This is a genomic window from Enterobacter sp. Bisph1 (assembly GCF_000814905.1).
GTDB lineage: Bacteria > Pseudomonadota > Gammaproteobacteria > Enterobacterales > Enterobacteriaceae > Kosakonia.
Genome location: NZ_JXAG01000050.1, coordinates 61,776 through 85,305, shown reverse-complemented (window position 1 = coordinate 85,305; position 23,530 = coordinate 61,776). Strand labels below are relative to the sequence as shown.

At 55.8% G+C, this 23,530-nt stretch carries 22 protein-coding genes; 9 read left to right on the top strand and 13 right to left on the bottom strand.

All coding sequences use genetic code 11. The features are described from left to right. The first annotated feature begins 128 nt into the window (after positions 1 to 128). Complete coding sequence (locus tag RW65_RS18070) at positions 129 to 1,520, top strand: L-cystine transporter (RefSeq protein ID WP_039058196.1); 1,392 nt, start codon at positions 129 to 131, stop codon at positions 1,518 to 1,520. A gap of 67 nt (positions 1,521 to 1,587) precedes the next feature. Here the strand turns inward: RW65_RS18070 and cedA are convergent, their stop codons facing one another. After that, positions 1,588 to 1,827: a cell division activator CedA gene (cedA, locus tag RW65_RS18065; protein ID WP_039058194.1), complete on the bottom strand. Its 240-nt coding sequence runs from the start codon at positions 1,825 to 1,827 to the stop codon at positions 1,588 to 1,590. A 215-nt stretch (positions 1,828 to 2,042) separates the two neighbouring features. Here cedA and katE point away from each other — a divergent pair, with 215 nt between their 5' ends. Next, a complete protein-coding gene (katE, locus tag RW65_RS18060) occupies positions 2,043 to 4,295 on the top strand; it encodes a catalase HPII (RefSeq protein WP_039058193.1) in 2,253 nt (750 codons plus the stop codon). Positions 4,296 to 4,363: 68 nt separating this feature from the next. Here katE and osmE read toward each other — a convergent pair whose 3' ends face one another. Next, on the bottom strand, positions 4,364 to 4,702 hold the full coding sequence (gene osmE / locus RW65_RS18055; protein ID WP_039058192.1) for an osmotically-inducible lipoprotein OsmE: 339 nt from the start codon (positions 4,700 to 4,702) through the stop codon (positions 4,364 to 4,366). Positions 4,703 to 4,955: 253 nt separating this feature from the next. Between osmE and nadE the strand changes: the two genes are divergently transcribed. Both nadE and cho read left to right on the top strand, forming a co-directional pair. Continuing rightward, the gene (nadE, locus tag RW65_RS18050; RefSeq protein ID WP_039058191.1) at positions 4,956 to 5,786 is read left to right on the top strand and encodes an NAD(+) synthase; all 831 of its coding nucleotides are present in this window, start codon (positions 4,956 to 4,958) and stop codon (positions 5,784 to 5,786) included. 82 nt (positions 5,787 to 5,868) lie between these two features. Then, positions 5,869 to 6,732 carry an excinuclease Cho gene (cho, locus tag RW65_RS18045; RefSeq protein WP_197058901.1) on the top strand — a complete coding sequence of 288 codons (864 nt, stop codon included), beginning with the start codon at positions 5,869 to 5,871 and terminating at the stop codon, positions 6,730 to 6,732. On the opposite strand, the gene ves is transcribed toward cho, so the two are convergent. From ves to astC, 7 genes are all read right to left on the bottom strand, one after another. Continuing rightward, positions 6,729 to 7,286 carry an environmental stress-induced protein Ves gene (gene ves / locus RW65_RS18040; protein WP_039058189.1) on the bottom strand — a complete coding sequence of 186 codons (558 nt, stop codon included), beginning with the start codon at positions 7,284 to 7,286 and terminating at the stop codon, positions 6,729 to 6,731. The two genes, cho and ves, sit on opposite strands and share 4 nt — an antisense overlap. A 308-nt stretch (positions 7,287 to 7,594) precedes the next feature. Further along, a complete protein-coding gene (gene spy, locus RW65_RS18035) occupies positions 7,595 to 8,074 on the bottom strand; it encodes an ATP-independent periplasmic protein-refolding chaperone Spy (protein WP_039058188.1) in 480 nt (159 codons plus the stop codon). A 312-nt stretch (positions 8,075 to 8,386) separates the two neighbouring features. Continuing rightward, positions 8,387 to 9,352: a succinylglutamate desuccinylase gene (gene astE / locus RW65_RS18030; RefSeq protein WP_039058186.1), complete on the bottom strand. Its 966-nt coding sequence runs from the start codon at positions 9,350 to 9,352 to the stop codon at positions 8,387 to 8,389. Between the two features lie 11 nt (positions 9,353 to 9,363). After that, a complete protein-coding gene (gene astB / locus RW65_RS18025) occupies positions 9,364 to 10,689 on the bottom strand; it encodes an N-succinylarginine dihydrolase (RefSeq protein ID WP_039058185.1) in 1,326 nt (441 codons plus the stop codon). After that, a complete protein-coding gene (astD, locus tag RW65_RS18020; protein ID WP_039058184.1) occupies positions 10,686 to 12,164 on the bottom strand; it encodes a succinylglutamate-semialdehyde dehydrogenase in 1,479 nt (492 codons plus the stop codon). Before astD ends, astB begins: the two co-directional genes overlap by 4 nt. Then, on the bottom strand, positions 12,161 to 13,210 hold the full coding sequence (astA, locus tag RW65_RS18015) for an arginine N-succinyltransferase (RefSeq protein ID WP_039058183.1): 1,050 nt from the start codon (positions 13,208 to 13,210) through the stop codon (positions 12,161 to 12,163). Before astA ends, astD begins: the two co-directional genes overlap by 4 nt. Then, a complete protein-coding gene (astC, locus tag RW65_RS18010; protein WP_039058182.1) occupies positions 13,207 to 14,427 on the bottom strand; it encodes a succinylornithine/acetylornithine transaminase in 1,221 nt (406 codons plus the stop codon). The genes astA and astC overlap by 4 nt, the downstream gene beginning before the upstream one ends. A 431-nt stretch (positions 14,428 to 14,858) precedes the next feature. Between astC and xthA the strand changes: the two genes are divergently transcribed. Genes xthA through RW65_RS17995 form a run of 3 tightly spaced genes read left to right on the top strand, consistent with a single transcriptional unit; the run spans position 14,859 to position 16,948 of the window. Then, complete coding sequence (gene xthA / locus RW65_RS18005; RefSeq protein WP_039058181.1) at positions 14,859 to 15,665, top strand: exodeoxyribonuclease III; 807 nt, start codon at positions 14,859 to 14,861, stop codon at positions 15,663 to 15,665. Between the two features lie 22 nt (positions 15,666 to 15,687). After that, a complete protein-coding gene (locus tag RW65_RS18000; protein WP_231564409.1) occupies positions 15,688 to 16,545 on the top strand; it encodes a sulfurtransferase in 858 nt (285 codons plus the stop codon). Next, complete coding sequence (locus tag RW65_RS17995) at positions 16,523 to 16,948, top strand: pyrimidine (deoxy)nucleoside triphosphate diphosphatase (protein WP_039058179.1); 426 nt, start codon at positions 16,523 to 16,525, stop codon at positions 16,946 to 16,948. Before RW65_RS18000 ends, RW65_RS17995 begins: the two co-directional genes overlap by 23 nt. On the opposite strand, the gene RW65_RS17990 is transcribed toward RW65_RS17995, so the two are convergent. After that, positions 16,905 to 17,192, bottom strand: coding sequence for a YnjH family protein (locus RW65_RS17990; RefSeq protein WP_039058178.1), 288 nt, complete (start codon positions 17,190 to 17,192; stop codon positions 16,905 to 16,907). The two genes, RW65_RS17995 and RW65_RS17990, sit on opposite strands and share 44 nt — an antisense overlap. Before the next feature lie 236 nt (positions 17,193 to 17,428). Here RW65_RS17990 and gdhA point away from each other — a divergent pair, with 236 nt between their 5' ends. Next, positions 17,429 to 18,772: an NADP-specific glutamate dehydrogenase gene (gdhA, locus tag RW65_RS17985; protein ID WP_039058177.1), complete on the top strand. Its 1,344-nt coding sequence runs from the start codon at positions 17,429 to 17,431 to the stop codon at positions 18,770 to 18,772. Positions 18,773 to 18,801: 29 nt separating this feature from the next. Here gdhA and RW65_RS17980 read toward each other — a convergent pair whose 3' ends face one another. Then, positions 18,802 to 20,757: a DNA topoisomerase III gene (locus RW65_RS17980; RefSeq protein WP_039058176.1), complete on the bottom strand. Its 1,956-nt coding sequence runs from the start codon at positions 20,755 to 20,757 to the stop codon at positions 18,802 to 18,804. 4 nt (positions 20,758 to 20,761) lie between these two features. Continuing rightward, a complete protein-coding gene (selD, locus tag RW65_RS17975; RefSeq protein WP_039058175.1) occupies positions 20,762 to 21,805 on the bottom strand; it encodes a selenide, water dikinase SelD in 1,044 nt (347 codons plus the stop codon). Between the two features lie 264 nt (positions 21,806 to 22,069). Here selD and phoC point away from each other — a divergent pair, with 264 nt between their 5' ends. Continuing rightward, positions 22,070 to 22,816, top strand: a complete 747-nt coding sequence (gene phoC, locus RW65_RS17970; protein WP_039058174.1) for an acid phosphatase PhoC — start codon at positions 22,070 to 22,072, stop codon at positions 22,814 to 22,816. A 136-nt stretch (positions 22,817 to 22,952) separates the two neighbouring features. Here the strand turns inward: phoC and RW65_RS17965 are convergent, their stop codons facing one another. Beyond that, positions 22,953 to 23,504, bottom strand: a complete 552-nt coding sequence (locus RW65_RS17965; protein ID WP_039058172.1) for an NAD(P)H nitroreductase — start codon at positions 23,502 to 23,504, stop codon at positions 22,953 to 22,955. Positions 23,505 to 23,530 lie beyond the last annotated feature (26 nt).

Here is a 23,530-nt window from a genome sequence, read left to right as displayed (position 1 = left end):
ACAGCGGATATATCACATTTGGAATAACGCATTCCATTTGGATATAAGCCGGTTTCCGCACTTCTGATAACCTTGCGCAACAGAAGCGGTCTTTAAAGCCGCCCCAATAATGCTATCAGGAGATCGGAATGAATATTCCATTAATTGCCAACGTTGTGGTGTTCGTGGCGCTGCTACTGCTGCTGGCGCAGACGCGTCACAAGCAGTGGAGCCTGGCAAAAAAAGTGCTGGTCGGTTTAGGCCTCGGTGTGGTCTTTGGCCTGGCATTGCAGGCTATTTATGGCTCTGATAACCCGGTACTGAAAGACTCTATCCAGTGGTTCAACGTGGTGGGCAACGGTTATGTGCAGCTGCTGCAAATGATCGTCATGCCGCTGGTGTTCGCCTCGATTTTAAGCGCGGTTGCACGCCTGCATAACGCCTCGCAGCTGGGTAAAATCAGCATTCTCACTATCGGTACGCTGCTGTTCACCACGCTGATTGCCGCGCTGGTAGGGGTGCTGGTGACCAACCTGTTCGGTTTGACGGCGGAAGGCCTGGTGCAAGGCAGCGCAGAAACCGCGCGCCTGAATGCCATCCAGAGTAACTATGTCGGTAAAGTTGCCGATCTGAGCGTACCGCAACTGCTGCTCTCCTTTGTGCCGAAAAACCCGTTTGCCGACCTGACCGGTGCAAACCCTACGTCTATCATCAGCATCGTTATTTTTGCCGCTTTCCTCGGTGTTGCGGCACTTAAACTGCTGAAGGATGATGCGCCGAAAGGTCAGCGTGTCCTCACCGCTATCGATACGCTGCAAAGCTGGGTGATGAAACTGGTACGTCTGGTGATGCAGTTGACGCCGTACGGCGTGCTGGCGCTGATGACCAAAGTGGTTGCCGGTTCAAACATTCAGGACATCATTAAGCTGGGCAGCTTCGTTATCGCCTCTTACCTGGGCCTCGGTATTATGTTCGTGGTGCACGGTCTGTTGCTTGGCGTTAACGGCGTTAGCCCGCTGAAATTCTTCCGCAAAGTATGGCCGGTGCTGACCTTTGCTTTTACCAGCCGCTCCAGCGCCGCCTCTATTCCGCTGAACGTGGAAGCGCAAACCCGTCGTTTGGGCGTGCCGGAATCCATCGCCAGCTTCTCGGCCTCCTTTGGCGCCACCATTGGGCAGAACGGCTGCGCCGGTCTCTATCCGGCGATGCTGGCGGTGATGGTTGCACCTACGGTAGGCATTAATCCGCTGGATCCGCTGTGGATTGCTACTCTGGTCGGGATTGTCACCGTCAGCTCCGCCGGTGTGGCGGGTGTCGGCGGCGGCGCGACGTTTGCAGCCCTTATCGTCCTGCCGGCAATGAGCCTGCCGGTGACGCTGGTGGCGCTGCTTATTTCCGTAGAACCGCTGATTGATATGGGCCGAACCGCACTGAACGTCAGCGGCTCAATGACGGCGGGCACGCTCACCAGCCAGTGGCTGAAACAGACCGATAAAAGCGTGCTGGAAAGCGAAGACAACGCCGAACTGGCGCATCGTTAATCCCACCGGGGCACATTTCCCCGGCTGATAAACGCTAAGACCGCCTGACTGATGCAGGCGGTTTTTTTTACTCTTCTATTTCGCCTTCCTGACGTACCTGCATCGCCCAGCGTTGGGCTGCCTCCGGGACGCTAAACACCGGCGAGCGGCGAAACTTTTCGCCCATCAATACAAACGCCACATATTTGCCACGCAACATCCAGACGTCACGATAGCCATCCACTTTCAGGGCATGATCGGGGGGAGCCGGTTCAACACGCGGGACATAATTGATAATGACTCGGTTCTGTTGACGAAAAGGTTTCATAAGCGATGCGTTCTACAAACAAATTCTACAAACATGAAAGACCTATCATAGCCGATTGTGACCTTCTGCGTCGCGCCCACGACGACTTTCTCTTTCTTGCCACGCCGATTCACGCTGCCAATTCACCCGGTCAACGCAGCAGGTTGTTCTATAGTTAGAAGGGTTTTATGGAAACCTCGACCCTTATTCTGCTATGGAAACAGGAGACGCGTTCAATGTCGCATAATGAGAAAGATCCCCACCACGCACCGGTTCATGATGCCAGTGAATCCCGTCCCGGACTCGATTCCCTCGCGCCAGAAGACAATTCCCACCGCCCTTCTCCGCGCCCTTCAGAGCCGGGCGAGCAGCCAACGGCACCCGGCAGCATGAAAGCACCGGATACCTCCAATGATAAACTGAATTCGCTAGAGCCTTTTCGTAAGGGCGGTGAAAATTTCCCCCTTACCACCAATCAGGGCGTGCGCATCGCCGATGATCAAAACTCGCTCCGGGCGGGAAAGCGCGGCCCTACGCTGCTGGAAGATTTTATCCTGCGGGAAAAAATCACCCACTTCGACCATGAACGCATCCCTGAGCGCATCGTGCATGCTCGCGGTTCGGCGGCCCACGGTTATTTCCAACCCTATCGCAGCCTGAGCGACATTACCAAAGCGGATTTCCTCTCGGATGCCGATAAAATCACCCCGGTGTTTGTCCGTTTCTCTACGGTTCAGGGCGGCGCGGGTTCGGCGGACACCGTTCGCGATATTCGCGGTTTCGCCACCAAGTTTTATACCGAAGAGGGCATCTTCGATCTGGTCGGCAACAACACGCCGGTGTTTTTTATCCAGGATGCGCATAAATTCCCCGACTTTGTCCACGCGGTAAAACCCGAGCCGCATTGGGCGATTCCGCAAGGCCAAAGCGCTCACGACACCTTCTGGGACTATGTTTCGTTACAGCCCGAGACGTTACACAACGTGATGTGGGCGATGTCCGATCGCGGTATTCCGCGTAGCTACCGCACCATGGAAGGCTTTGGTATTCATACTTTCCGCTTGATCAACGCCGAAGGTAAAGCGACCTTTGTTCGCTTTCACTGGAAGCCGCTGGCGGGTAAAGCCTCGCTGGTGTGGGATGAGTCGCAAAAACTTACCGGGCGCGATCCTGATTTCCACCGTCGCGAATTGTGGGAAGCCATCGAAGCCGGCGATTTCCCGGAGTATGAACTGGGTTTACAACTGATCCCGGAAGAAGATGAATTTAAATTTGATTTCGACCTGTTGGATCCGACCAAGCTGATCCCGGAAGAGCTGGTGCCCGTGCAACGCGTCGGCAAAATGGTGCTCAACCGCAATCCGGATAACTTTTTTGCCGAAAACGAACAGGCCGCGTTCCATCCAGGACATATCGTGCCGGGGCTGGATTTTACCAACGACCCGCTGCTGCAAGGGCGTCTCTTCTCCTATACGGATACGCAAATTAGCCGTCTTGGCGGGCCGAATTTCCATGAAATTCCCATCAACCGTCCAACCTGCCCGTACCATAATTTTCAGCGCGACGGCATGCACCGCATGGAGATCGACACCAATCCAGCCAACTACGAGCCTAACTCCATCAATGACAACTGGCCGCGCGAAACCCCACCAGGTCCAAAACGCGGCGGTTTCGAAAGTTACCAGGAGCGTATTGAAGGCGAAAAAATTCGTGAGCGCAGCCCTTCATTCGGCGAGTATTACGCCCATCCGCGCCTCTTCTGGCTAAGCCAGACACCGTTTGAACAGCGTCATATCATTGATGCTTTTAGCTTCGAGTTGAGCAAAGTGGCGCGCGCCTATATTCGCGAGCGTGTGGTCGATCATCTGGCCCATATTGATATTCATCTGGCGCAGGCGGTGGCGAAAAACCTTGGTTTCGCACTCAGCGATGACCAGCTCAATATCGCCCCGCCGCCGGCTGTGAACGGCGTGCAAAAAGATCCGTCGTTGAGCCTGTATGCGATTCCTGACGGCGATGTAAAAGGCCGCGTAGTGGCAATTTTACTGCATGACAACGTGAACGCATCAGATGTGCTTAACCTGCTGCAAGGGCTAAAAGCCAAAGGCGTGCACAGCAAATTGCTCTATACGCGCATGGGTACAGTGACCGCTGACGATGGCTCGGAATTGCCGATTGCTGCCACCTTCGCTGGCTCGCCTTCGCTAACAGTCGATGGAGTGATTGTTCCCGGTGGTGATATCAGCGACATCCTGCAAAATGGCGATGCCAAATATTATCTGCTGGAAGCCTATAAGCACCTGAAAATCATCGCTTTCGCTGGCGAGGCGCGTCAGTTCAAGCCCCTTCTTAACGTTGACTCACAAGGCGAAGAGGGCATTGTCGAGGCGGACAGCGCCTCAACGACGTTTGTTGATGACTTTATTACCCATCTCGCGGCGCACCGCGTGTGGTCGCGCATCCCCAAAATTGACACTATTCCGGCTTGACCGGTTTTTGGGCGATAAAAAACCGGCCAGATAATCTGGCCGGTTTTTTTGCTCAGGCGTAGAGAAAATTACTGCTTAGCTTGCGGGTCGGTATCGTACTCGGCACAGGTCTGGTAGCCCGAGTTCATTACACGGCCGGTTTCGTCCAGCGCAACGAAATAGGTTTCGGCTTTGCCATCACGTTGACCCAGAATATAGGTCTGGCAAGTCCCGCGCGCGTGGATCATCGTCACTTCTGAAGAAGGACGACCCGCCATCTGCATTACCTGCTGACGGGTCATGCCTTTTTTCACATCTTTCACTACCGGCTGGCTAACCTGATCTTTAGCGCGATCGTAAGCCGTACAACCAGCCAGCATTGTCATTACTGCTGCAGCGCCCAGAATTCCTGCGATGTTCTTATTCATATTCCATCCTCTTTTGTATCCGCTTGTCTATCAGCGTGTTATCTAAGCCTGGAATATAAAAATGCATTTTTCCACTAACGGCAAGCAATCACATAACTTTCGGAAAAATCTAATGAAAGTGCCAATCGAGGCTAAAACGCCGTAAATTGCACCACTCAAATTTGTGATCCTTGTCGTTTTACTGCCAACGGGGTAATTTGGCCCTATTATCTAATAACACCCTGCAAAGCAGGACAACACAACGGAGGGGTAAATGACTCTGCAACAAGAGATTATTCAAGCGTTAGGGGTAAAACCCGCAGTCAACGCCGAAGAAGAAGTTCGCCGCAGCGTGGATTTTCTGAAAACCTATCTTAAAACCTATCCATTTTTGCAAACATTAGTGCTGGGCATCAGCGGCGGCCAGGATTCTACGCTGGCGGGCAAAATCAGTCAGACGGCCATCAGCGAATTGCGCCAGGAGACGGGCAACGAGGCGTATCAATTTATCGCCGTGCGCCTGCCCTATGGTAAACAGGCGGATGAGCAAGATTGCCAGGATGCCATTGCGTTTATCCAGCCGGATCGCGTATTAACCGTCAATATTAAAGCCTCGGTTCTGGCGAGCGAGCAGGCCCTGCGCGATACTGGCATTGAGCTGAGCGATTTCGTCCGCGGTAATGAAAAAGCGCGTGAGCGTATGAAAGCGCAATACAGTATCGCGGGCATGACCAAAGGGGTGGTGGTTGGTACCGATCACGCCGCGGAAGCCGTGACCGGCTTTTACACCAAATATGGCGATGGCGGCACCGACCTGAACCCGCTTTTCCGCCTCAACAAACGTCAGGGTAAACAGCTGCTGGCGTATCTGGGCTGCCCGGAGCATTTGTATAAAAAAGCACCGACGGCGGATCTGGAAGACGATCGCCCTTCCCTGCCGGACGAAGCCGCGTTGGGTGTAACCTACGAAAATATCGATGATTATCTGGAAGGGAAACCGCTGGATCCGGCTATCGGCAAAATTATTGAAGGGTGGTATCTGAAAACGGAACACAAACGTCGCCCACCGATCACGGTTTTCGACGACTTCTGGAAACAGAAATAATCTGCAGGCGGCGCACGCCGCCTCTTTTTTAGCCGCTTAGAGACTGATACACTGTATAGGTAAACAGTATCAGGAGCTTTTTGTGGTCAGGCGTCAATCAGCCCCGCGTCTTGAATTTGAAGCGGCGGCAATTTATGAATATCCGGAACATCTTCGTCCGTGGCTGGAAGCAATGCCGAAACAGCCCGGCGTCTATATTTTTCATGGCGAAAGCGAAGCAATGCCGCTGTATATCGGTAAAAGCGTCAATATCCGCAGCCGCGTGCTATCACATTTGCGTACGCCCGATGAAGCAGCCATGTTACGCCAGTCCCGGCGCATCACCTGGATCTGTACCGCCGGCGAAATCGGCGCGCTACTGCTGGAAGCGCGGCTAATCAAAGAGCAACAGCCGCTGTTTAACAAGCGCCTGCGTCGCAATCGACAGCTCTGCTCGCTGCACATCGGGAGCGATAAACCGCAGGTGGTGTATGCCAAAGAGATCGATTTCTCTGCGTCACCTAATCTGTATGGCCTGTTTGCCAACCGCCGCGCCGCCTTACAAGCGTTACAGACCGTCGCCGATGAGCAAAAGCTGTGTTACGGCCTGCTGGGGCTGGAGTCACTCAGCAAGGGCCGTCCCTGCTTTCGTTCCGCGCTGCAACGCTGCGCTGGCGCGTGCTGTGGCAGAGAGACGCGGGAAGAACACGATGCACGTTTCCTTGCCGCGATGGCGCGCCTGCAGCTGGTCTGCTGGCCGTGGCGCGGTCCGATAGGGCTTAAAGAGAGCACGGAAACCATGACCCAGTATCACGTTATTCATAACTGGTTGTGGTTAGGCTCGGTTGATAAGCCCGCCGATGCAACGCAACTGCTGCGTTTACCTGCGGGTTTCGATCATGATGGCTATAAAATTCTTTGCAAGCCGCTACTTTCGGGTGACTACGAGATAGTCGACCTGAATTAATGGCCGCCAAGCCAGGTGATTTCACTGAACAGCAGCTGCCCTTCGGATTTCAGCAACCGCAGGGTTTGCCGCCCGTCCTGCCAGTAAGCGCCCTGATCGGCGGTTAACAGCTTATCGCCCAGCTGCCACGCGCCGCTGAGTATAAAAATCACTCCACCGCGTGTGCCAATGGTGGTAAAGGTGCGATCGGCGATACGCACATTGGCCCGGCAGCGATCGCGCCGGGTCAGGACGTTAAAATCCATCGACATTTGCCCGTCGGAAAGCTCCGCCCGCACCGGTTGCTCGCCAGCGAAGGTAAAAGGCTGGTGGCGTTTCAGGGTATGGCAAAAATCGCTGCCACCGTGCAGCGTCACTTCACCGCCTTCAATCAGAGTGATCACCCGATCCACGCCGGGGAACTGGGGAAAATCCCCGTTACTCGCCAGCGAAGCAATACTGGCTCGCCAGTTAAAATCGCGCGTGGCCGGTGGAAAACAACAAATCTCGCGCGTTTCGCCCGCCCCGTTACGCCAAAGGTTTACCGCCATTTTACGGATATCAAAAAATTCCATCGTCACTCCTGCCTGGCGCAGAATTTAACTGCGCCGCTGCTTCTTTTGGACAGCGTAGATCATCATTCTTGTTTATTTCGCTGCATAGAGGTTATCGGCAACCGGGATGATTTGCCTTAGACCACAGCGCAATCAGAGATGTAAAAAAGTATAAGTTTCAGACAAGTAACCGCGCCACAAAATCGGCTCAACGAGAATACCCTGACCGTAGCGGCTGGCAAGAGGCAAACATGAAAAAACCGCCGGTTCTGCCCATCACTTACTGCGTGCAATGGGCAAAACCGGCGGTCTTGATAGGGGATGCTGAATTATTCAGCAGAGGCAGGAGCCATTTTACCTTCTGATGCCGGACGTTCTGTCAGACGCTTCTCAAAATTAGCATTGAACTGCTTTTTCTGTTCCGGGGTAAGAATGTTGTAAATCTTATTCTGCGCTTCCATATGTTTCAGCATGCGCTCTTTATGCTGCTGCTGCATTTTATCGATTTGCGCTTCGGCTTTCGCGCGGTCAAAACTGTCGCTGGTGATGATATCGTGCATCGCGCGCCGCTCTTCAACCGGCGGACGTTTCATCTCACTACGCTGGCTTTGCATGATTTCGCGGACCTGTTTCTTCTGCGCATCCGTCAGATTAAGATCTTTGAACATCATATCGTGCGGGCCTTTACCTTTGTGATGCATCATCGGTTTCGCATCGGCAGGTGCAGCGGCGGTATCGTCGGCATGGGCCAGGCCAGCAGCGCCGAAAGCCAGGGTAGAGGCAACAAACAGAGCGGTCAATTTACGCATAATTTTATTCCTTACTTCGGTTTTACTTACGGCGGTTGCCGTGTTGACGCTATTCACTTTACTGCCTTAATCGTCAACTAATCAGAGCGACAGTAAAACAATGAAAGTGTAAAAACTGATTTTACGGCAAATATGAAGGAAATAAGGATAAACGATGGAGAGTGGAAAAATAAATATTCAATATGCTGATAAAAAAGGAATTACGAACAAGAATAAAGCAACGGAATTTATTAATAAAGCCCATTCCAGGATTATTCTGTAAATTATCACTCACAGGCATAAAATAAGCCCTGAATTAACAGGGCGGAGTAATTAATTCATTTTTTCGAGCATCAATCCGGCGCGTAAACCAACGGCAACGTTCGGATTGGGAAACAGGACATACTCCTGCTCGTGCTGCACCACATACCGCTCACCGCGGTCTTCCGCCAGCAATGTACCCGCGCAAAAGGGCGTAAAGTTAAGCGTATCGGCCCCCATATGCAGTTTGAACATCTCACTGTGGCGCGTCAGCTGCTGGACGACGCGATAGCGCAGCGGCCTGGTTTCCGTATCCGGCGCGGGCTCACCGGCCAGTAAGGCTGCCAGCGCCCAGGCGGTACGCTGAAACTGGCTCAGGTCGTTTTCGCCGAACGGTAACGCTTTGCCAAGCTCCAGCGTGCAGGCCAGCGCATTAAAATGTTGGCAGCTAAAGTGTGTAAAGGTGCCGCCCGGAGACTGATGAAAAACCAGCGCCTCCAGACCGGCAGCGCCCAGCCACTCGAGAAATGGCTCATCCCAGGGTTCGGTTCGTTGGGGCAGCACCCCAAAGCGAAGATGGTGCGAGCCGCGAATCGCCGTATGCAAATCAAGATGCCAGCGCACTTCATCGCCTTCGGCAAAGAAATGGGTTACCGCCCGTTCAAGCTGGGCGGCGCGCACGGTTTCATCGTTTGGCGGCAGCGTTTGCCAGCGACCGCCAAACATCCGATTGAGATCGTTATGTAAGAAGCGTTTGTTTTGCGCCAGCGCCTGCGGATTACCGAGCACCACTAACAGCCGCCAGCTCAGCGGTTGTACGCCAGAAAAGAGATTTTTTAGCAGCAGATCCAGCATCTCAACCGGCGCGGTTTCATTACCGTGGATAGCGCAAGAGATAACCAGCGATCGGCCTGTGGCCTGCGACGGGATAAGCTCCAGAATGCCCTGCTCATGCCACAGCCAGTGAATACCGCCCGACTCGCCTGACGTTTTACGCGGGATATCGCCCGCAAGCGTGGCAGCAAGAAAGTTCTCCATAAAACCTCCCGTTAACGCTGGAAGGGATACACCGATCCCAGATTCAGCAACTGTGTTAATCGGTCCAGCGCTTCACGCCCTTCGCGTAGCAGCTGCGGATCGGCTAAATCCGCCTGCGTCAGCCGATCGCGATAGTAGCGATCGACCCACTCATTGAGAGTAGCAAACAGGCTGTCATTCATCATTACCGCCGGATTGACGGCCTGCTGCTCGGCCGCAGTCAGCACAACGCGCAAGCGCAGACAAGCCGGGCCGCCGCCGTTGGCCATGCTTTCACGCAGATCGAACACCTTCAGTTCGCTAATGGGATTATCCTGCGCCAGCAGAGTATTTAAATAGCGCCATACGCCCGCATGTTGCTGCGACTCCTGCGGCAGCACCAGCATCATACTGCCATCGTCACGGCTCAATAACTGGCTGTTAAACAGATAGGTTGCCACCGCGTCGCTAACGGAAACCGCCTGCTGCGGTACCTGCAGCGCCATAAATCCCGGCACTTTTTCCTGTAGCTGCGCCAGCAGCGTCGGCTGGTCGGCAAAGGCCAGTTCGTGACAAAACAGGACCTGACGGTTTGAGACGGCAATCACATCATTATGAAACACACCCAGATCAATAACATCCGGGTTTTGCCGGGCGAAAACAGCCTGTTCCGCACGCAGTTGGTTAATGCGCGCCACCGCCTGGCTGGCTTCTAAAGTCTGGCGCGCCGGATAGCGTGCCGGGGCGTCATGGCTGGCATATTCCCGACCGTAAACGAACAGTTGCACGCCCGGTTCGCCATAATCGCCGCCAAAGCGGTTGTGGTTCGCCGCCCCTTCATCACCAAACATGGCGACCTGCGGCAGCGCCGGATGCACGGCAAATGCCGTTTCATCACGAAAAATAGCGCGCAGCAGCGCTTCCGTGCTGGGTGCTTCTATCGCCCGGTGAAATTTGTTGTTCAGATTGGCGACGGTAAAATGCACTTTGTTATCCAGTGCATCCGCCGAAGGACAAACGGTGGCGGCATTGGCCACCCACATTGCCGACGCCGAGCTGGCGGCGGAGAGGATCTGCGGCGCCTGTGAAGCCGCTTTTTCCACCACCTGTTCATCGCTGCCGCTAAAACCGAGCTGGCGTAAGACCGCGATATTGGGGCGCTCCTGCGGCGGGATCACCCCCTGCGGGAAACCGGCATCCGCCAGGGCTTTCATTTTCAGCAGCCCCTGCTTCGCCGCCAGTTTCGGGTTGGAGACGCGAAAGCGGTGTTTGGTCGATGCTTCATTACCGAAAGAGAGTCCGGCGTAATGATGGGTTAACCCAACCAGCCCGTCGAAATTGACCTCGCGCGCTTTCATGGCTGCTCCTCGCGGGAAAAATCCAGTCCCGGGCTGAGGGTCGACGGCAACGTTATTGTCGAAGACTCCAGGCTTGCCATCGGCCAGGCGCAATAATCTGCCGCATACCACGCGCTGGCGCGATGGTTGCCCGATGCGCCGACACCGCCAAAGGGCGCAGTACTGGCCGCGCCGGTCAACGGTTTATTCCAGTTAACGATCCCGGCGCGCGCTTCCAGCAAAAGCTGGTCGAATTGCTCTCTGCTGGGCGAAATCAGCCCACAGGCCAGCCCATAGCGCGTGTCGTTCGCCATGCGAATAGCCTCGTCAAAGCTGTCATATCGCCAGACACACAGCAGAGGACCGAATACCTCTTCATCGGGCACGTCCGCCACGCCCGTCATTTCAATAATGCCCGGCGTCAGTAACGAGGCGCCTTCGGCCAGCAAGCGCGGAGCCAGTAATGTTTTACCACCGCGCGCTTCATGAGCCTGCCAGGCCTGGTAAACGTGCTGAGCCGCCTGGGGCGAAATCAGGCCGCCAAGAAACGAAGCGGGTTCAGCATCCCACGCCTGCGGAACCAGACGTGAACTCACTTCCACCAGCCGCGCCAGAAAAGCATCACCGGCGGGCGTGCGTTTCACCAGCAAGCGACGTGCGCAGGTACAGCGCTGTCCGGCGGTAACAAATGCGGATTGGATCGCCAGATGCACGGCGGCATCAATATCGTCGGGATCTTCAACAATCAGCGGGTTATTACCGCCCATCTCGAGAGCGAGTATTTTTTCCGGCTGCCCGGCAAGCTGGCGATGGAGTTGATACCCCGTATTGGCGCTGCCGGTAAACAGCAAACCGTCCAGTCCCGCTAAGGCGCTCAATGCCTGGCCGGTTTCGCGACCGCCCTGCACTAAATTAAGCACCCCGGCAGGCAGCCCGGCTTGTTCCCACAGTTTCACGACCGCTTCACCGCTCCACGGCGTTAATTCACTGGGTTTAAAGATCAGCGTGTTACCCGCCAGCAGCGCCGGAATAATATGACCGTTCGGCAGGTGGCCCGGAAAGTTATAGGGTCCGAAAACCGCCAGCACGCCGTGGGGACGATGGCGCAGGCTCGCCGCGCCGTCCGCCATCTCCGTATGCTGCTCTCCGGTACGCGCATGATAGGCTTTAACAGAAATCGCGGCTTTGTTGATCATCGCCGTCACTTCTGTCGCCGCTTCCCAGCGCGGCTTACCTGTTTCACGGGCAATGATGTCCGTTAGCGCGGCTTTGTTGGCCTCCAGCAGCCCGGCAAATTTTTCAATAATGGCCTGGCGCGCACTAAAACCCTGGCGCGCCCAGTGCGGAAAAGCGGCGCGCGCGGCCTGATACGCCTGGGTTACCTGCTCACTATCGGCATCGAAACCTTGCCACAGGGTTTCGTGACTTACCGGGTTGGTTTTGCGGCGGCGTTCGCCCTGCCCCGTGACCCAATCGCCATTAATCCATAAACTCATCGTGATCTCTCCTCAGCGCTTTTCTCTTCGGCGCACAGGCGCACCAGCCGTACGGTATCCCCGGCCTGACATTTCAGCGCATCCAGTTCGGCCGCCGTTAACAGCAACCGTTCAGTGTTAGGATCGGCCTTGATAAGCATGGTGCGAAAATGTTGGTAATTCTCATTCGACACCATACACGCTGGCCATTCCCCGGGCGCGCGCTGCCCTTCGCCGACGGACACCAGCCGGCTTTTACGAATCGCCCGTACGCGGTCAATATCGCACTCCAGTGTCGGGCCACCGTCGAAAATATCCACGTAGTTGCGATAGCGAAAACCCTCTTTTTCCAACACAGCGCGCGCCGGTGCCGTATGTGGGTGCACCTCGCCAATCACCGCCTGCGCTTCTTCAGACAAGAAATGGGTATAAATCGGATGCTTGGGCATCAGTTCCGCAATAAAGGCTTTCTGCCCGGTACCGCACAGATGGTCTGCCTGGCTGAACTCCATGGAGAAGAAGCGCTTGCCCACGCTCTCCCAGAATGGTGAGTAACCGTGCTCGTCGATGACGCCGCGCATTTCCGCCACCACTTTTTCATTGAAGCGGTCGCGAAATGCCGCCATAAACATAAAGCGAGATTTTGATAACAGATAGCCGTTGCCCTCTTTACGCCAGGCGGGATCGAGAAACAGCGAGCACAGCTCGCTGCTACCGGTGTGATCGTTACTGAGAAACAGCGTCGGCAGCGCGTTATAGACATTCAGTTCTTTCGACGCGTGCACCTGGGTTCCCACGCGGTAGTTATACCAGGGATCGTTAAGGCCAACCGCCACTTCGATGGCGCAAATGCCCGCTACTTCGCCACTTTGCGTATCTTCCAGCACAAAGACATAGCCCTGCTCGCCCTTCGGCAGTTCACCCAGCCAGGTGAGCCGCGAGCGTTCAATGCGCGCCGCAAGGGTCGCTTCATCAACGGGCAACGACGTCAGGCCGCGGCCGGTTTTGCTGGCGAGGCGTAGCAGCGCCGGTAAATCGCCTGCGACGATAGGACGGATCACCATCATACTTTTTTCTCCGTAACCAGGTGTTCACAGGCGCGGGCGAAGCGTTCCAGCCCGCTGCGGATCTCTTCTTCACTGATATTCAGCGCCGGTGCAAAACGCAGCACATTCCCCCCGGCAATCAGCACCATCGCCCCTTCTGTCGCCGCCAGCAGCGATAGTTGCTTGGCTTTTCCTGCATGCTCCGCCACTAATTGGCAGCCAATCAGCAGGCCTAAGCCACGGATCTCGCTAAACAGCTGATAGCGTTCATTGATCGCCGTAAGCTGCTCGGTGAACCACTGGTGGCGCTGTTTGACCCCGTTCAGGGTTTCGCGGGTATTAACGATATCAAGTAACGCCCCGGCCACCGCGCCCGCCAGTGGGTTGCCGCCGTAGGTGGTGCCATGGGTGCCAACATTCATCACTTTACCGAACTGCTCGGTGGTTAACATCGCGCCAATCGGGAAACCGCCGCCGAGCGCTTTCGCGGTGGTAAGCGCATCCGGCGTCACGCCGTAATGCATATAGGCATACAGCTCGCCGGTGCGACCGACGCCGGTTTGCACTTCATCAAAAATCAGCAGCGCGTTATGGCGGGTACAGAGTTCGCGCAGCCCCTGTAAAAATGCCTGGCTGGCGGGCACGACGCCGCCTTCGCCCTGCATCGGCTCAACAATTACCGCGCAGGTATCATCATTAATTAACGCGCTGGCGGAGGCGAGATCGTTAAACTGGGCATGCTGAATCTGCGGCGGCAACGGTGCGAAGTCTTGCGAATAGGCTGGCTGTCCGCCCGCGCTGACGGTAAACAGGGTGCGGCCGTGGAACGCATTTTTGAAAGCGACAATGCCGCTTTTTTGCGGCCCGTAAGTATCATGGGCATATTTGCGCGCCAGTTTCAGCGCCGCTTCGTTCGCTTCTGCCCCGGAGTTACAAAAGAAGATGCGATCGGCAAAGGTGGCATCAATCAGGCGTTTCGCCAGTTTCAACGCCGGCTCGTTGGTGTAACCGTTGCCGGTATGCCAGAACTTCGCCGCCTGCTCGTTTAATGCATTGCGCAACACAGGATGTGCGTGCCCCAGCGCATTTACCGCGATACCGCCAGCAAAGTCGATATACTCTTTTCCCTGCTGATCCCACAGGCGGGAACCTTCACCGCGTACCGGAATAAAAGGCGCTGGCGCGTAGACAGGCAACATCCATTGATCAAAGTTTTCACGCGTAATTGACTGAGACATAGCAACCTCTTCCGGTAAATAAATGGTTGACGAAATGTTAATAAAATGAGTGTTTTCGCTGTTAATGTAGATTGCAGGGTTCGTGCCAGCCAGCGATAAAAATGCATAGGCGGCTCCACAGGACGTAATTTCAATGACTTAAAGCCCGTCGCTATGCATTTAATTTGCATAAAAAGTGAATATATTGCGCATGGGAGTGGAGGACAGGCAGGATTTCGCGCCTGTTTATGCAATTAGAAATATTAATTGTGGAATTGTGATCATAAGCGTAATTAATAATGCAACGATGCTCTTTTTTGGCGCAACGCGCACCATAGCGGTGCTGGCGGCGCGTTTGTAGCCACTGAACGGGGCGAGCGTAATAAGTGGCGGTTGCAAAATGTAAATTCTGCTAACCTATGCATCATTCACTCTGCTTAATGGCTGCGACTATGAAATTCGTCTCTTTTAATATCAATGGCCTGCGTGCCCGCCCCCATCAACTGCAGGCTCTGGTCGAGCAACATCAACCAGACGTTATCGGCCTGCAGGAGACCAAAGTCCACGACGATATGTTCCCGCTTGAGGATGTCGCTCGCCTTGGCTACAACGTTTTTTATCATGGCCAGAAAGGCCATTACGGCGTGGCGCTGCTCACGAAAGAGACGCCGGTTTCCGTGCGTCGCGGCTTCCCGAATGATGATGAAGAGGCGCAGCGCCGGATTATCATGGCAGAGCTGCCCTCTCCTATCGGCGACATTACGGTGATCAATGGCTATTTTCCGCAGGGCGAAAGCCGCGACCATCCGCTGAAATTCCCGGCAAAAGAGAAGTTCTACCAGGATTTGCAAAACTATCTGGACACCGAGCTGGATAAATCGAAGCCGGTACTGATCATGGGCGATATGAATATTAGCCCGACGGATCTCGATATTGGTATTGGCGAAGAGAGCCGCAAGCGCTGGCTGCGTACGGGAAAATGCTCCTTCCTGCCGGAAGAGCGCGAGTGGATGGAGCGCCTGAAAGGCTGGGGGCTGGTGGATACCTTCCGCGCAGCCAACCCGCAACTTACGGATCGTTTCTCGTGGTTTGATTACCGCTCACGAGGCTTTGACGACAACCGTGGCCTGCGTATCGATCTGCTGCTGGCAAGCCAGCCGCTGGCGGAGCGCTGCAGCGAAACCGGGATCGATTACGAGATTCGCAGTATGGAAAAACCCTCCGACCACGCGCCGGTGTGGGCAAAATTTACGCTCTGAATCGATGCAACACTCGCCGTGGGTGACTGCACATTGGCTGGCGGCATTGCAGCAAAACCGCCCGCTTAGCGCCGCACCCGCCGGTGAGTGGCGGCTGGTGGAAGTGGGCTTTAACGCCAAAGAGAGCTGGCGCGCCGGGCATATCCCCGGCGCGGATTATATGGATACCGGCGAAGTAGAAAGCCCGCCGCTGTGGAATGTCATCTCGCCACAACCGTTGCGCCATACCCTGCTGAAACATGGGCTGCGAGCCGATACCACGGTTATCCTTTATGGCCGGGGAAATTACGCTCCCGAGCGGTTGGGACAGATTTTGTTATACGCCGGGGTGAAGGATGTACGCTTACTGGACGGCGGTTGGCAGAGCTGGCTGCGTGCCGGAATGGCGCAGGAGAAAGGCAATGCGTCGTCTGTCGTGGCTGCCAAAAATTTCGGCACGCCTGTTCCGGCGCAGGCCGATTTTTTGCTCGATATTGAGCAAACCAGCCAGATGCGTGCACTGCCGGAAACGGTGCTGGTTAGCATTCGCAGCTGGCTTGAATACAATGGTATAGCCAGCGGATACGACTATCTCACGCCGGGGGATATTCCCGGCGCGCGGTGGGGAATGGCTGAGGGTGACAGCCAGTATATCGCCAATTTTCATCACCCTGATGGCACGGTGCGCGCTCCTGCGGAAATCGCTGCCCTCTGGCATCAACAGCAGATAAGCGGCGACCAGCGGATTATTTTTTATTGCGGTACCGGTTGGCGCGCGTCGTTTGCCTTTTTTATTGCCCGCTCCCTCGGCTGGCCGAATATCGCCGTGTATGATGGCGGCTGGCTCGAATGGAGCCAGCACTTTTGTGGAAATACCAATGACCCAGCTGAAAACCCTTGATGTCGTGGCGGCCATTATTGAGCGCGACGGCCACATTTTACTGGCGCAGCGCCCGGTACATGCCGATCAGGCCGGGCTGTGGGAGTTCGCCGGTGGCAAGGTGGAAGCGGGAGAAACACAGCCTCAGGCGCTAGCGCGCGAATTACGCGAAGAGTTAGGTATTGACGCTGTTCCAGGTGGCTATATTGCCAGCCATCAACGTGAAGTCTCCGGCAGGCTGATTCACCTGCATGCCTGGCATGTCGTGGATTTTAGCGGTGAACCGCTGCGCCACTATCACAGTAACCTGCTGTGGTGCTTACCCGCCGACGCGCTGCAACTGTCGCTGGCGCCGGCGGATATCCCTCTGCTGGAAGCGTTTATGGCTTCACGCGCCGCCATACCAGCGGGTTCGTCGAGATAACTTTCTCGTCGCGCTGGCACTGTAATAATATCCCCTCGGTTTTGATTACCGCCCCTTCGCTGTAGCGTTGATTGTCGTACACGCAGCACTGCATACAGGGCTGTGGGTTCTGGTTTTGCCCACCGCTGCTGAACACTTCCGGCGGTACATTCACCTGAATATCGGGCGAGGGTGAACGTTCTGCCAGCGCGCTGCCTGACGCTGTCAGTAACAACGCGGCGGCCAGCCACTTCATTCGAGCCATAACCACTCCTGTTTAATTGACTCCACTTATTACTATAACGGATCTACTGGTCAGGACTTTAGTTTGCCGGTTCATCATTTTTTGTGATGACACGACAACAATGATGAATTTGCCTGCTGCGGCGGCGTTTTATCTTGCGGCAGGCCGCATTGTGGATGTTATAGTCGGAAAGCGCCTATTTTTTGCGCATTTTCAACACTATAAACCCACCGCACCACTAAGAGACGCTTATATCTATGGATCAGACTCACTCTCTTGCTTCATTCCTCCATTATGTCGAACAACGCGATCCGCACCAGCCGGAGTTCGCCCAGGCCGTTCGCGAAGTGATGACCACCCTGTGGCCATTCCTTGATGCGAATCCGCGCTACCGCCAGATGTCGCTCCTTGAGCGGCTGGTTGAACCGGAACGGGTCATTCAGTTTCGCGTTGCCTGGGTTGATGACCGTAATCAGGTACAGGTTAACCGCGCATGGCGGGTGCAGTTCAGCTCGGCCATCGGTCCGTATAAAGGCGGCATGCGTTTTCACCCGTCGGTCAATCTGTCGATCCTTAAATTCCTCGGCTTCGAACAGACCTTCAAAAATGCCCTCACAACCCTGCCGATGGGCGGTGGCAAAGGCGGCAGCGATTTCGATCCGAAAGGGAAAAGCGAGGGCGAAGTGATGCGCTTTTGCCAGGCGTTGATCGGCGAGCTCTATCGCCATCTAGGCGCGGATACGGATATCCCGGCGGGCGATATCGGCGTTGGCGCACGAGAAGTGGGCTTTATGGCCGGGATGATGAAAAAACTGTCCAACAATACCGCCTGCGTGTTCACCGGCAAAGGTCTCTCTTTCGGCGGCAGCCTGATCCGTCCAGAAGCCACCGGCTACGGTTTGGTCTATTTCACCGATGCGATGCTTAAGCGACACCATCTTGGTTTTGAAGGGATGCGCGTTGCCGTTTCCGGCTCCGGCAACGTGGCGCAGTACGCGATTGAAAAAGCGATGGCCCTCGGCGCACGGGTGATAACCGCCTCTGATTCCGGCGGAACCGTGGTGGATGAAGCCGGGTTTAACAACGAAAAGCTCGCGCGTCTGTGCGCTATCAAAGCCAGCCGCGACGGTCGTCTTGCGGATTATGCGCAGGAATTTGGCCTTACCTGGCTCGAAGGCCAACAACCGTGGTCAGTCCCCGTCGATATCGCGCTGCCCTGCGCCACGCAAAACGAACTGGATAGCGGCGCGGCGCGGGTGTTGATCGCCAACGGCGTGAAAGCGGTAGCGGAAGGTGCCAACATGCCCACCACCATTGAGGCCACGGAACTGTTGCTTGATGCGGGCGTGCTGTTTGCGCCGGGAAAAGCCGCCAACGCGGGCGGCGTGGCGACCTCCGGGCTGGAGATGGCGCAAAATGCCGCACGTATGGGCTGGAAAGCAGAAGAAGTCGATACTCGCCTGCAGCACATTATGCTCGATATTCACCAGGCCTGCGTCGCGTACGGCGGTGAAGAGAAACAGACGCACTATGTGCGCGGGGCCAACATTGCCGGATTCGTTAAAGTTGCCGATGCGATGCTGGCGCAGGGCGTCATTTAATCTCAGGAGCCGGATAACACCGCGCGGCGTTATCCGGCATCGGAAGCCGCCTCGCCGCCGCTCTTATTCGCAGGGGGGCGTTTTTTAGCTCGCGCTTTCGTAAAAGGCTTTTTCTTCTCCGCGCCAGGCGCGACCAGCCCACGAAACTGACGCACGGGCGTATTGCGTGCCTGGTGGATCAGCTCATGGAGCGTGGTAACCAGCGGCTGCATAAAGTCCTGATAGCGACACTCTTTTTCACTAATCTGCGTAAGCACTGATTCCCAATGGGCGGTCATATCCGGGCGCGCCGCCATCTCCGGCAGCGAGTGGATCAGCGCCCGGCCCGGCTCAGTAGAGTGAATATAGCGCCCTTTCTTCACCAGGAAGCTGCGTTTAAACAGCAGTTCAATAATCCCGGCACGCGTCGCTTCGGTGCCGAGCCCGTCGGTGGCACGAAGAATTTTTTTCAGCTCTTTATCCTGCACAAAGCGCGCGATCCCGGTCATCGCCGATAGCAATGTGGCGTCGGTAAAGTGACGCGGCGGCTGCGTCTGGCGCGCGACAACTTCGCCTTTCTCGCACAGCAGTTCATCCCCTTTTGCCACCACCGGCAGCGGCGTGCCATCGTTCTCCTCATCGCGCTCTTTCGCGCCAAGCAGGGTTCGCCAGCCAGCCTCCGCCAGAAAACGCGCTTTAGCGATAAACTTGCCGTTAGCGATATCGAGATCGATTTGGCATTTGCGAAACACCGCATCCGGGCAGAACTGCATCAGATACTGGCGGGCAATCAGGCTGTAGACGTTGGCTTCGTTGTCGTTAAGGGAAACTTTCGATGCGCGCGCTGTGGGAATAATGGCGTGGTGGGCATCGACTTTTTTATCGTCCCAGCAACGGTTGCGCGTATCCGGATTGACCACCGGCTGCGGCAGCAGATCCGGCGCATGCTGACCAATTGCGTTCAGTACCGCATGCCGACCAGCAAAGTGCTCTTCCGGGAGATAGCGGCTGTCGGAACGCGGATAGGTAATCAATTTGTGGGTTTCGTACAGGCGCTGACAAATATCGAGCACATTTTGCGCGCTAAGCCCGTAGCGTTTTGCCGCCTCAATTTGCAATGTCGAGAGGGAAAACGGCAGCGGCGCAGGTTCTGAGTCCCGTTTATCGTTATACGCGGTAACCAGCGCGGGCTGGCCGTTAATGCGGTTTACCACATGCTCCGCCAGCGGGCGATGCAGCAAGCGTCCCTCTTCATCCTGATACGGCTCGCAGGCTTCGCTCGGCTGCCACAGGGCGGTAAAACGCTCTCCGGCAGGGGTAATGATATGCGCCTTCACCTCAAAGAAATCTTTGGCGACAAAGTTTTCGATCTCTTCATCACGACGTACCACCAGCCCCAGCACCGGCGTTTGTACGCGCCCAACCGACAGCACCCCCTGATAACCGGCGTTGCGCCCCAACAGGGTGTAAGCGCGGGTCATATTAATGCCGTACAGCCAGTCGGCGCGTGCGCGGGCCAGCGCCGAGACACACAGCGGAATAAACTCGCTGTTGGCACGTAGCCGCTCAAGCGCCCGTTCAACGGCCTGCGGGTTGAGATCGTTAATCAGGCAACGCTGCACCTGCTGGCGCTTTTCAGGTGGCAGTTGCAGGTAATCGATCACTTCATCAACCAGCAGTTGCCCTTCGCGATCCGGGTCACCGGCGTGGACTACCTGCTCGGCATCAGCGAGCAGGCGTTTGATGACGTTGATCTGTTTCAGCACCGATGGACGGGGCTGCAGCTGCCACTTTTCCGGCACAATCGGCAGATCCGCCAGATTCCAGCGCGCGTAGCGGCTGTCGTAAGCATCCGGCTGCGCCTGCTCCAGCAGGTGACCGATACACCATGTCACCACCTGACCATTACCGCACTCAATATAGCCGTCGCCTTTGCGATGGGGCTTCGGGAGCACATCGGCAATGGCACGCGCCAGACTGGGCTTTTCGGCAATAAATAAGCGCATCGACTTAACGGATCTCGATCATCGGACGACCGCCGCGGGCGCTAACCAACTCACCGATGGCGCTAAGCTCAATACCGTATTCCGCCGCCGTCGCTTTCACTGTCTCTTCCGCACCCGGCACTACCGCCAACAGCAAGCCGCCGGAAGTTTGCGGATCGCACAGCAGATCGCGCACTGCGGTCGGCATATCGCCCATCAGATGGCCATAGCTGGCGAAGTTACGCTGGGTACCGCCGGGTACCGCGCCCTGGGCGATATACGCTTCGACGCCCGGCAGTTTCGGTACATCCTGATACCACACTTGTGCCTGTACGCCTGCGCCCTGACACATTTCGCTGAGGTGGCCGAGCAGGCCAAAGCCAGTTACATCGGTCATCGCTTTCACCCCTTCGATAGCGGCAAAGGCAGCACCGGCGCTGTTCATGCGGCACATCACTTCCGTCGCCAGACCGACATGTTCGGGCTTCAGCAGGGATTTTTTCTCTGCCGTGGTCAACACGCCAATGCCCAAAGGTTTGGTGAGGAACAGTTTGCAACCCGCCTGCGCGGTGCTGTTTTTCTTCACCCGCTCGGTGGGTACCACGCCGGTCACGGCAAGGCCAAAAATCGGTTCCGGCGCGTCGATGGAGTGGCCTCCCGCCAGCGCAATGCCCGCCTGCTGGCAGGCGAATCGCCCACCCTCAATCACCTCACGGGCAATTTCCGGTGCCAGTTTATCCAACGGCCAGCCGAGAATAGCTATCGCCATAATCGGTTTTCCGCCCATAGCGAAAACGTCGCTAATGGCGTTGGTCGCCGCAATACGGCCAAAATCGAAGGGATTATCGACAATCGGCATAAAAAAGTCGGTGGTGCTGATAACGCAGGTGCCGTTACCCAGATCGTAAACGGCGGCGTCATCACGCGTTTCATTGCCAACAAGCAGGTTCGGGTCGAGAAACTTCGCCTGCTCGCTATGCAGGATAGTATCCAGCACTTTAGGGGAAATTTTACAACCGCAACCGGCTCCGTGGCTGTATTGCGTTAAACGAATAGCTTGCTCGCTCATGGACATCTCCTGTCATTGCAATCGCGCTATGGTAGCGCCCAATGGCTTAGCTGGTAAGTCTGGTACGCTTAATTCGCGCATTATTGCTCATTAAGCAAACGAAACAGCCATCACCGTTGATAATTTTTTAGCCATTCACATCATCTCAATCGATACATCGACCATTTTGCGAGTGACCGCACCGTTCTTTGCGCGTTTTTGTGACAGAAATATGACAATCGCCACTGAAGGCTATAGAGGCTATTTCGCCGAAAGGAACCGATAATGAAAAAAAATATTATTGCATTTTGTGTTGCCAGCTTACTCTCCACCAGCGCTTTTGCGCTCGTCCCGTCGGGAAATGACGCTTCGACCAAACCCGATCTCTATTACCTGAAAAATGCCCAGGCTATCGACAGTCTGGCGCTGTTACCGCCGCCGCCGGAAGTGGGCAGCATCGCCTTTTTAAACGACCAGGCAATGTATGAACAAGGCCGCATGCTACGCGATACCGAACGTGGCAAACTGGCAGCGGAAGACGCGAACCTGAGCAGCGGCGGCGTGGCAAACGCCTTCTCTGCTGCCTTTGGCGCGCCGATCACCGAACAAGACGCGCCGCAGCTGCACAAACTGTTAACCAATATGATTGAAGATGCCGGCGATCTGGCGACGCGCGGCGCGAAGCAAAAATATATGCGTATTCGCCCGTTTGCCTTCTATGGCGTGCCAACCTGCAATACCGCCGAGCAGGATAAACTGGCGAAAAACGGCTCTTACCCATCCGGCCATACCTCTATCGGTTGGGCTACAGCGCTGGTGCTGGCAGAGATCAACCCGCAGCGCCAGGATCAGATCCTCAAACGCGGATACGATCTGGGGCAAAGCCGGGTGATCTGCGGTTACCACTGGCAGAGCGATGTGGATGCGGCGCGCATTGTCGGATCCGCCGTGGTTGCCACGCTGCACACTAATCCGGCTTTCCAGCAGCAGTTGCAGAAAGCGAAAGAGGAATTTGCCGCCAGCCATAAGTAATGCCACTGAGATAATGTGCGCCCCGACCGGGGCGCACAACGTAGGGTTTGATTGCGATTCTGCTCCCTCAGAGAAGAGGAAACAGCTACACGGGTAGCGCGTGCGGGCTATGGCCGCCGCTCGCCGTGTGTCTTGATTAAAAACGCGTCACGAACGGCGCGGTGTCCGCAACGGTAACGGTGGTGGAAGCTTTTAACTGCGGCGTGCCGAGATAGAGAAAACCGACGATCCGATCCAATTCGCGACAGCCAAATGCCTGACGTACCACCGGGCTATCCGTCAGCGGGCCGGTGCGCCAGATACCGTTAAACCCTTGCGCCAGCGCCGCCATCTGCATCGCCATCACCGCACAACCCGCCGAGAGCAACTGCTCCCACTGCGGCACTTTATGATGCTCTTCGCATTTTGCCACCACGGCGATAATCATCGGTGCACGAAACGGCGAGGTGCGCGCTTTTTCAATGGCTTTTTCTTCTTCGCCTGCGGCTATCGCGCCCTGCTCCAGCGCCTGGCTGAAGCGCTCGCGCCCTTCGCCTTCAATAACAAAAAAATGCCATGGCTGAAGCGTACCGTGGTCCGGCGCGCGCATACCGGCGCGCAAAATATTCTCCAGTTGTTCTCCTGCCGGGGCCGGTTCTGCCAGCCGGGATGCGCTGCGACGATTGACGAGCAGTTCAAGTGCGTCCATTAGTTAAACTCCTGTAGTGAAAATTG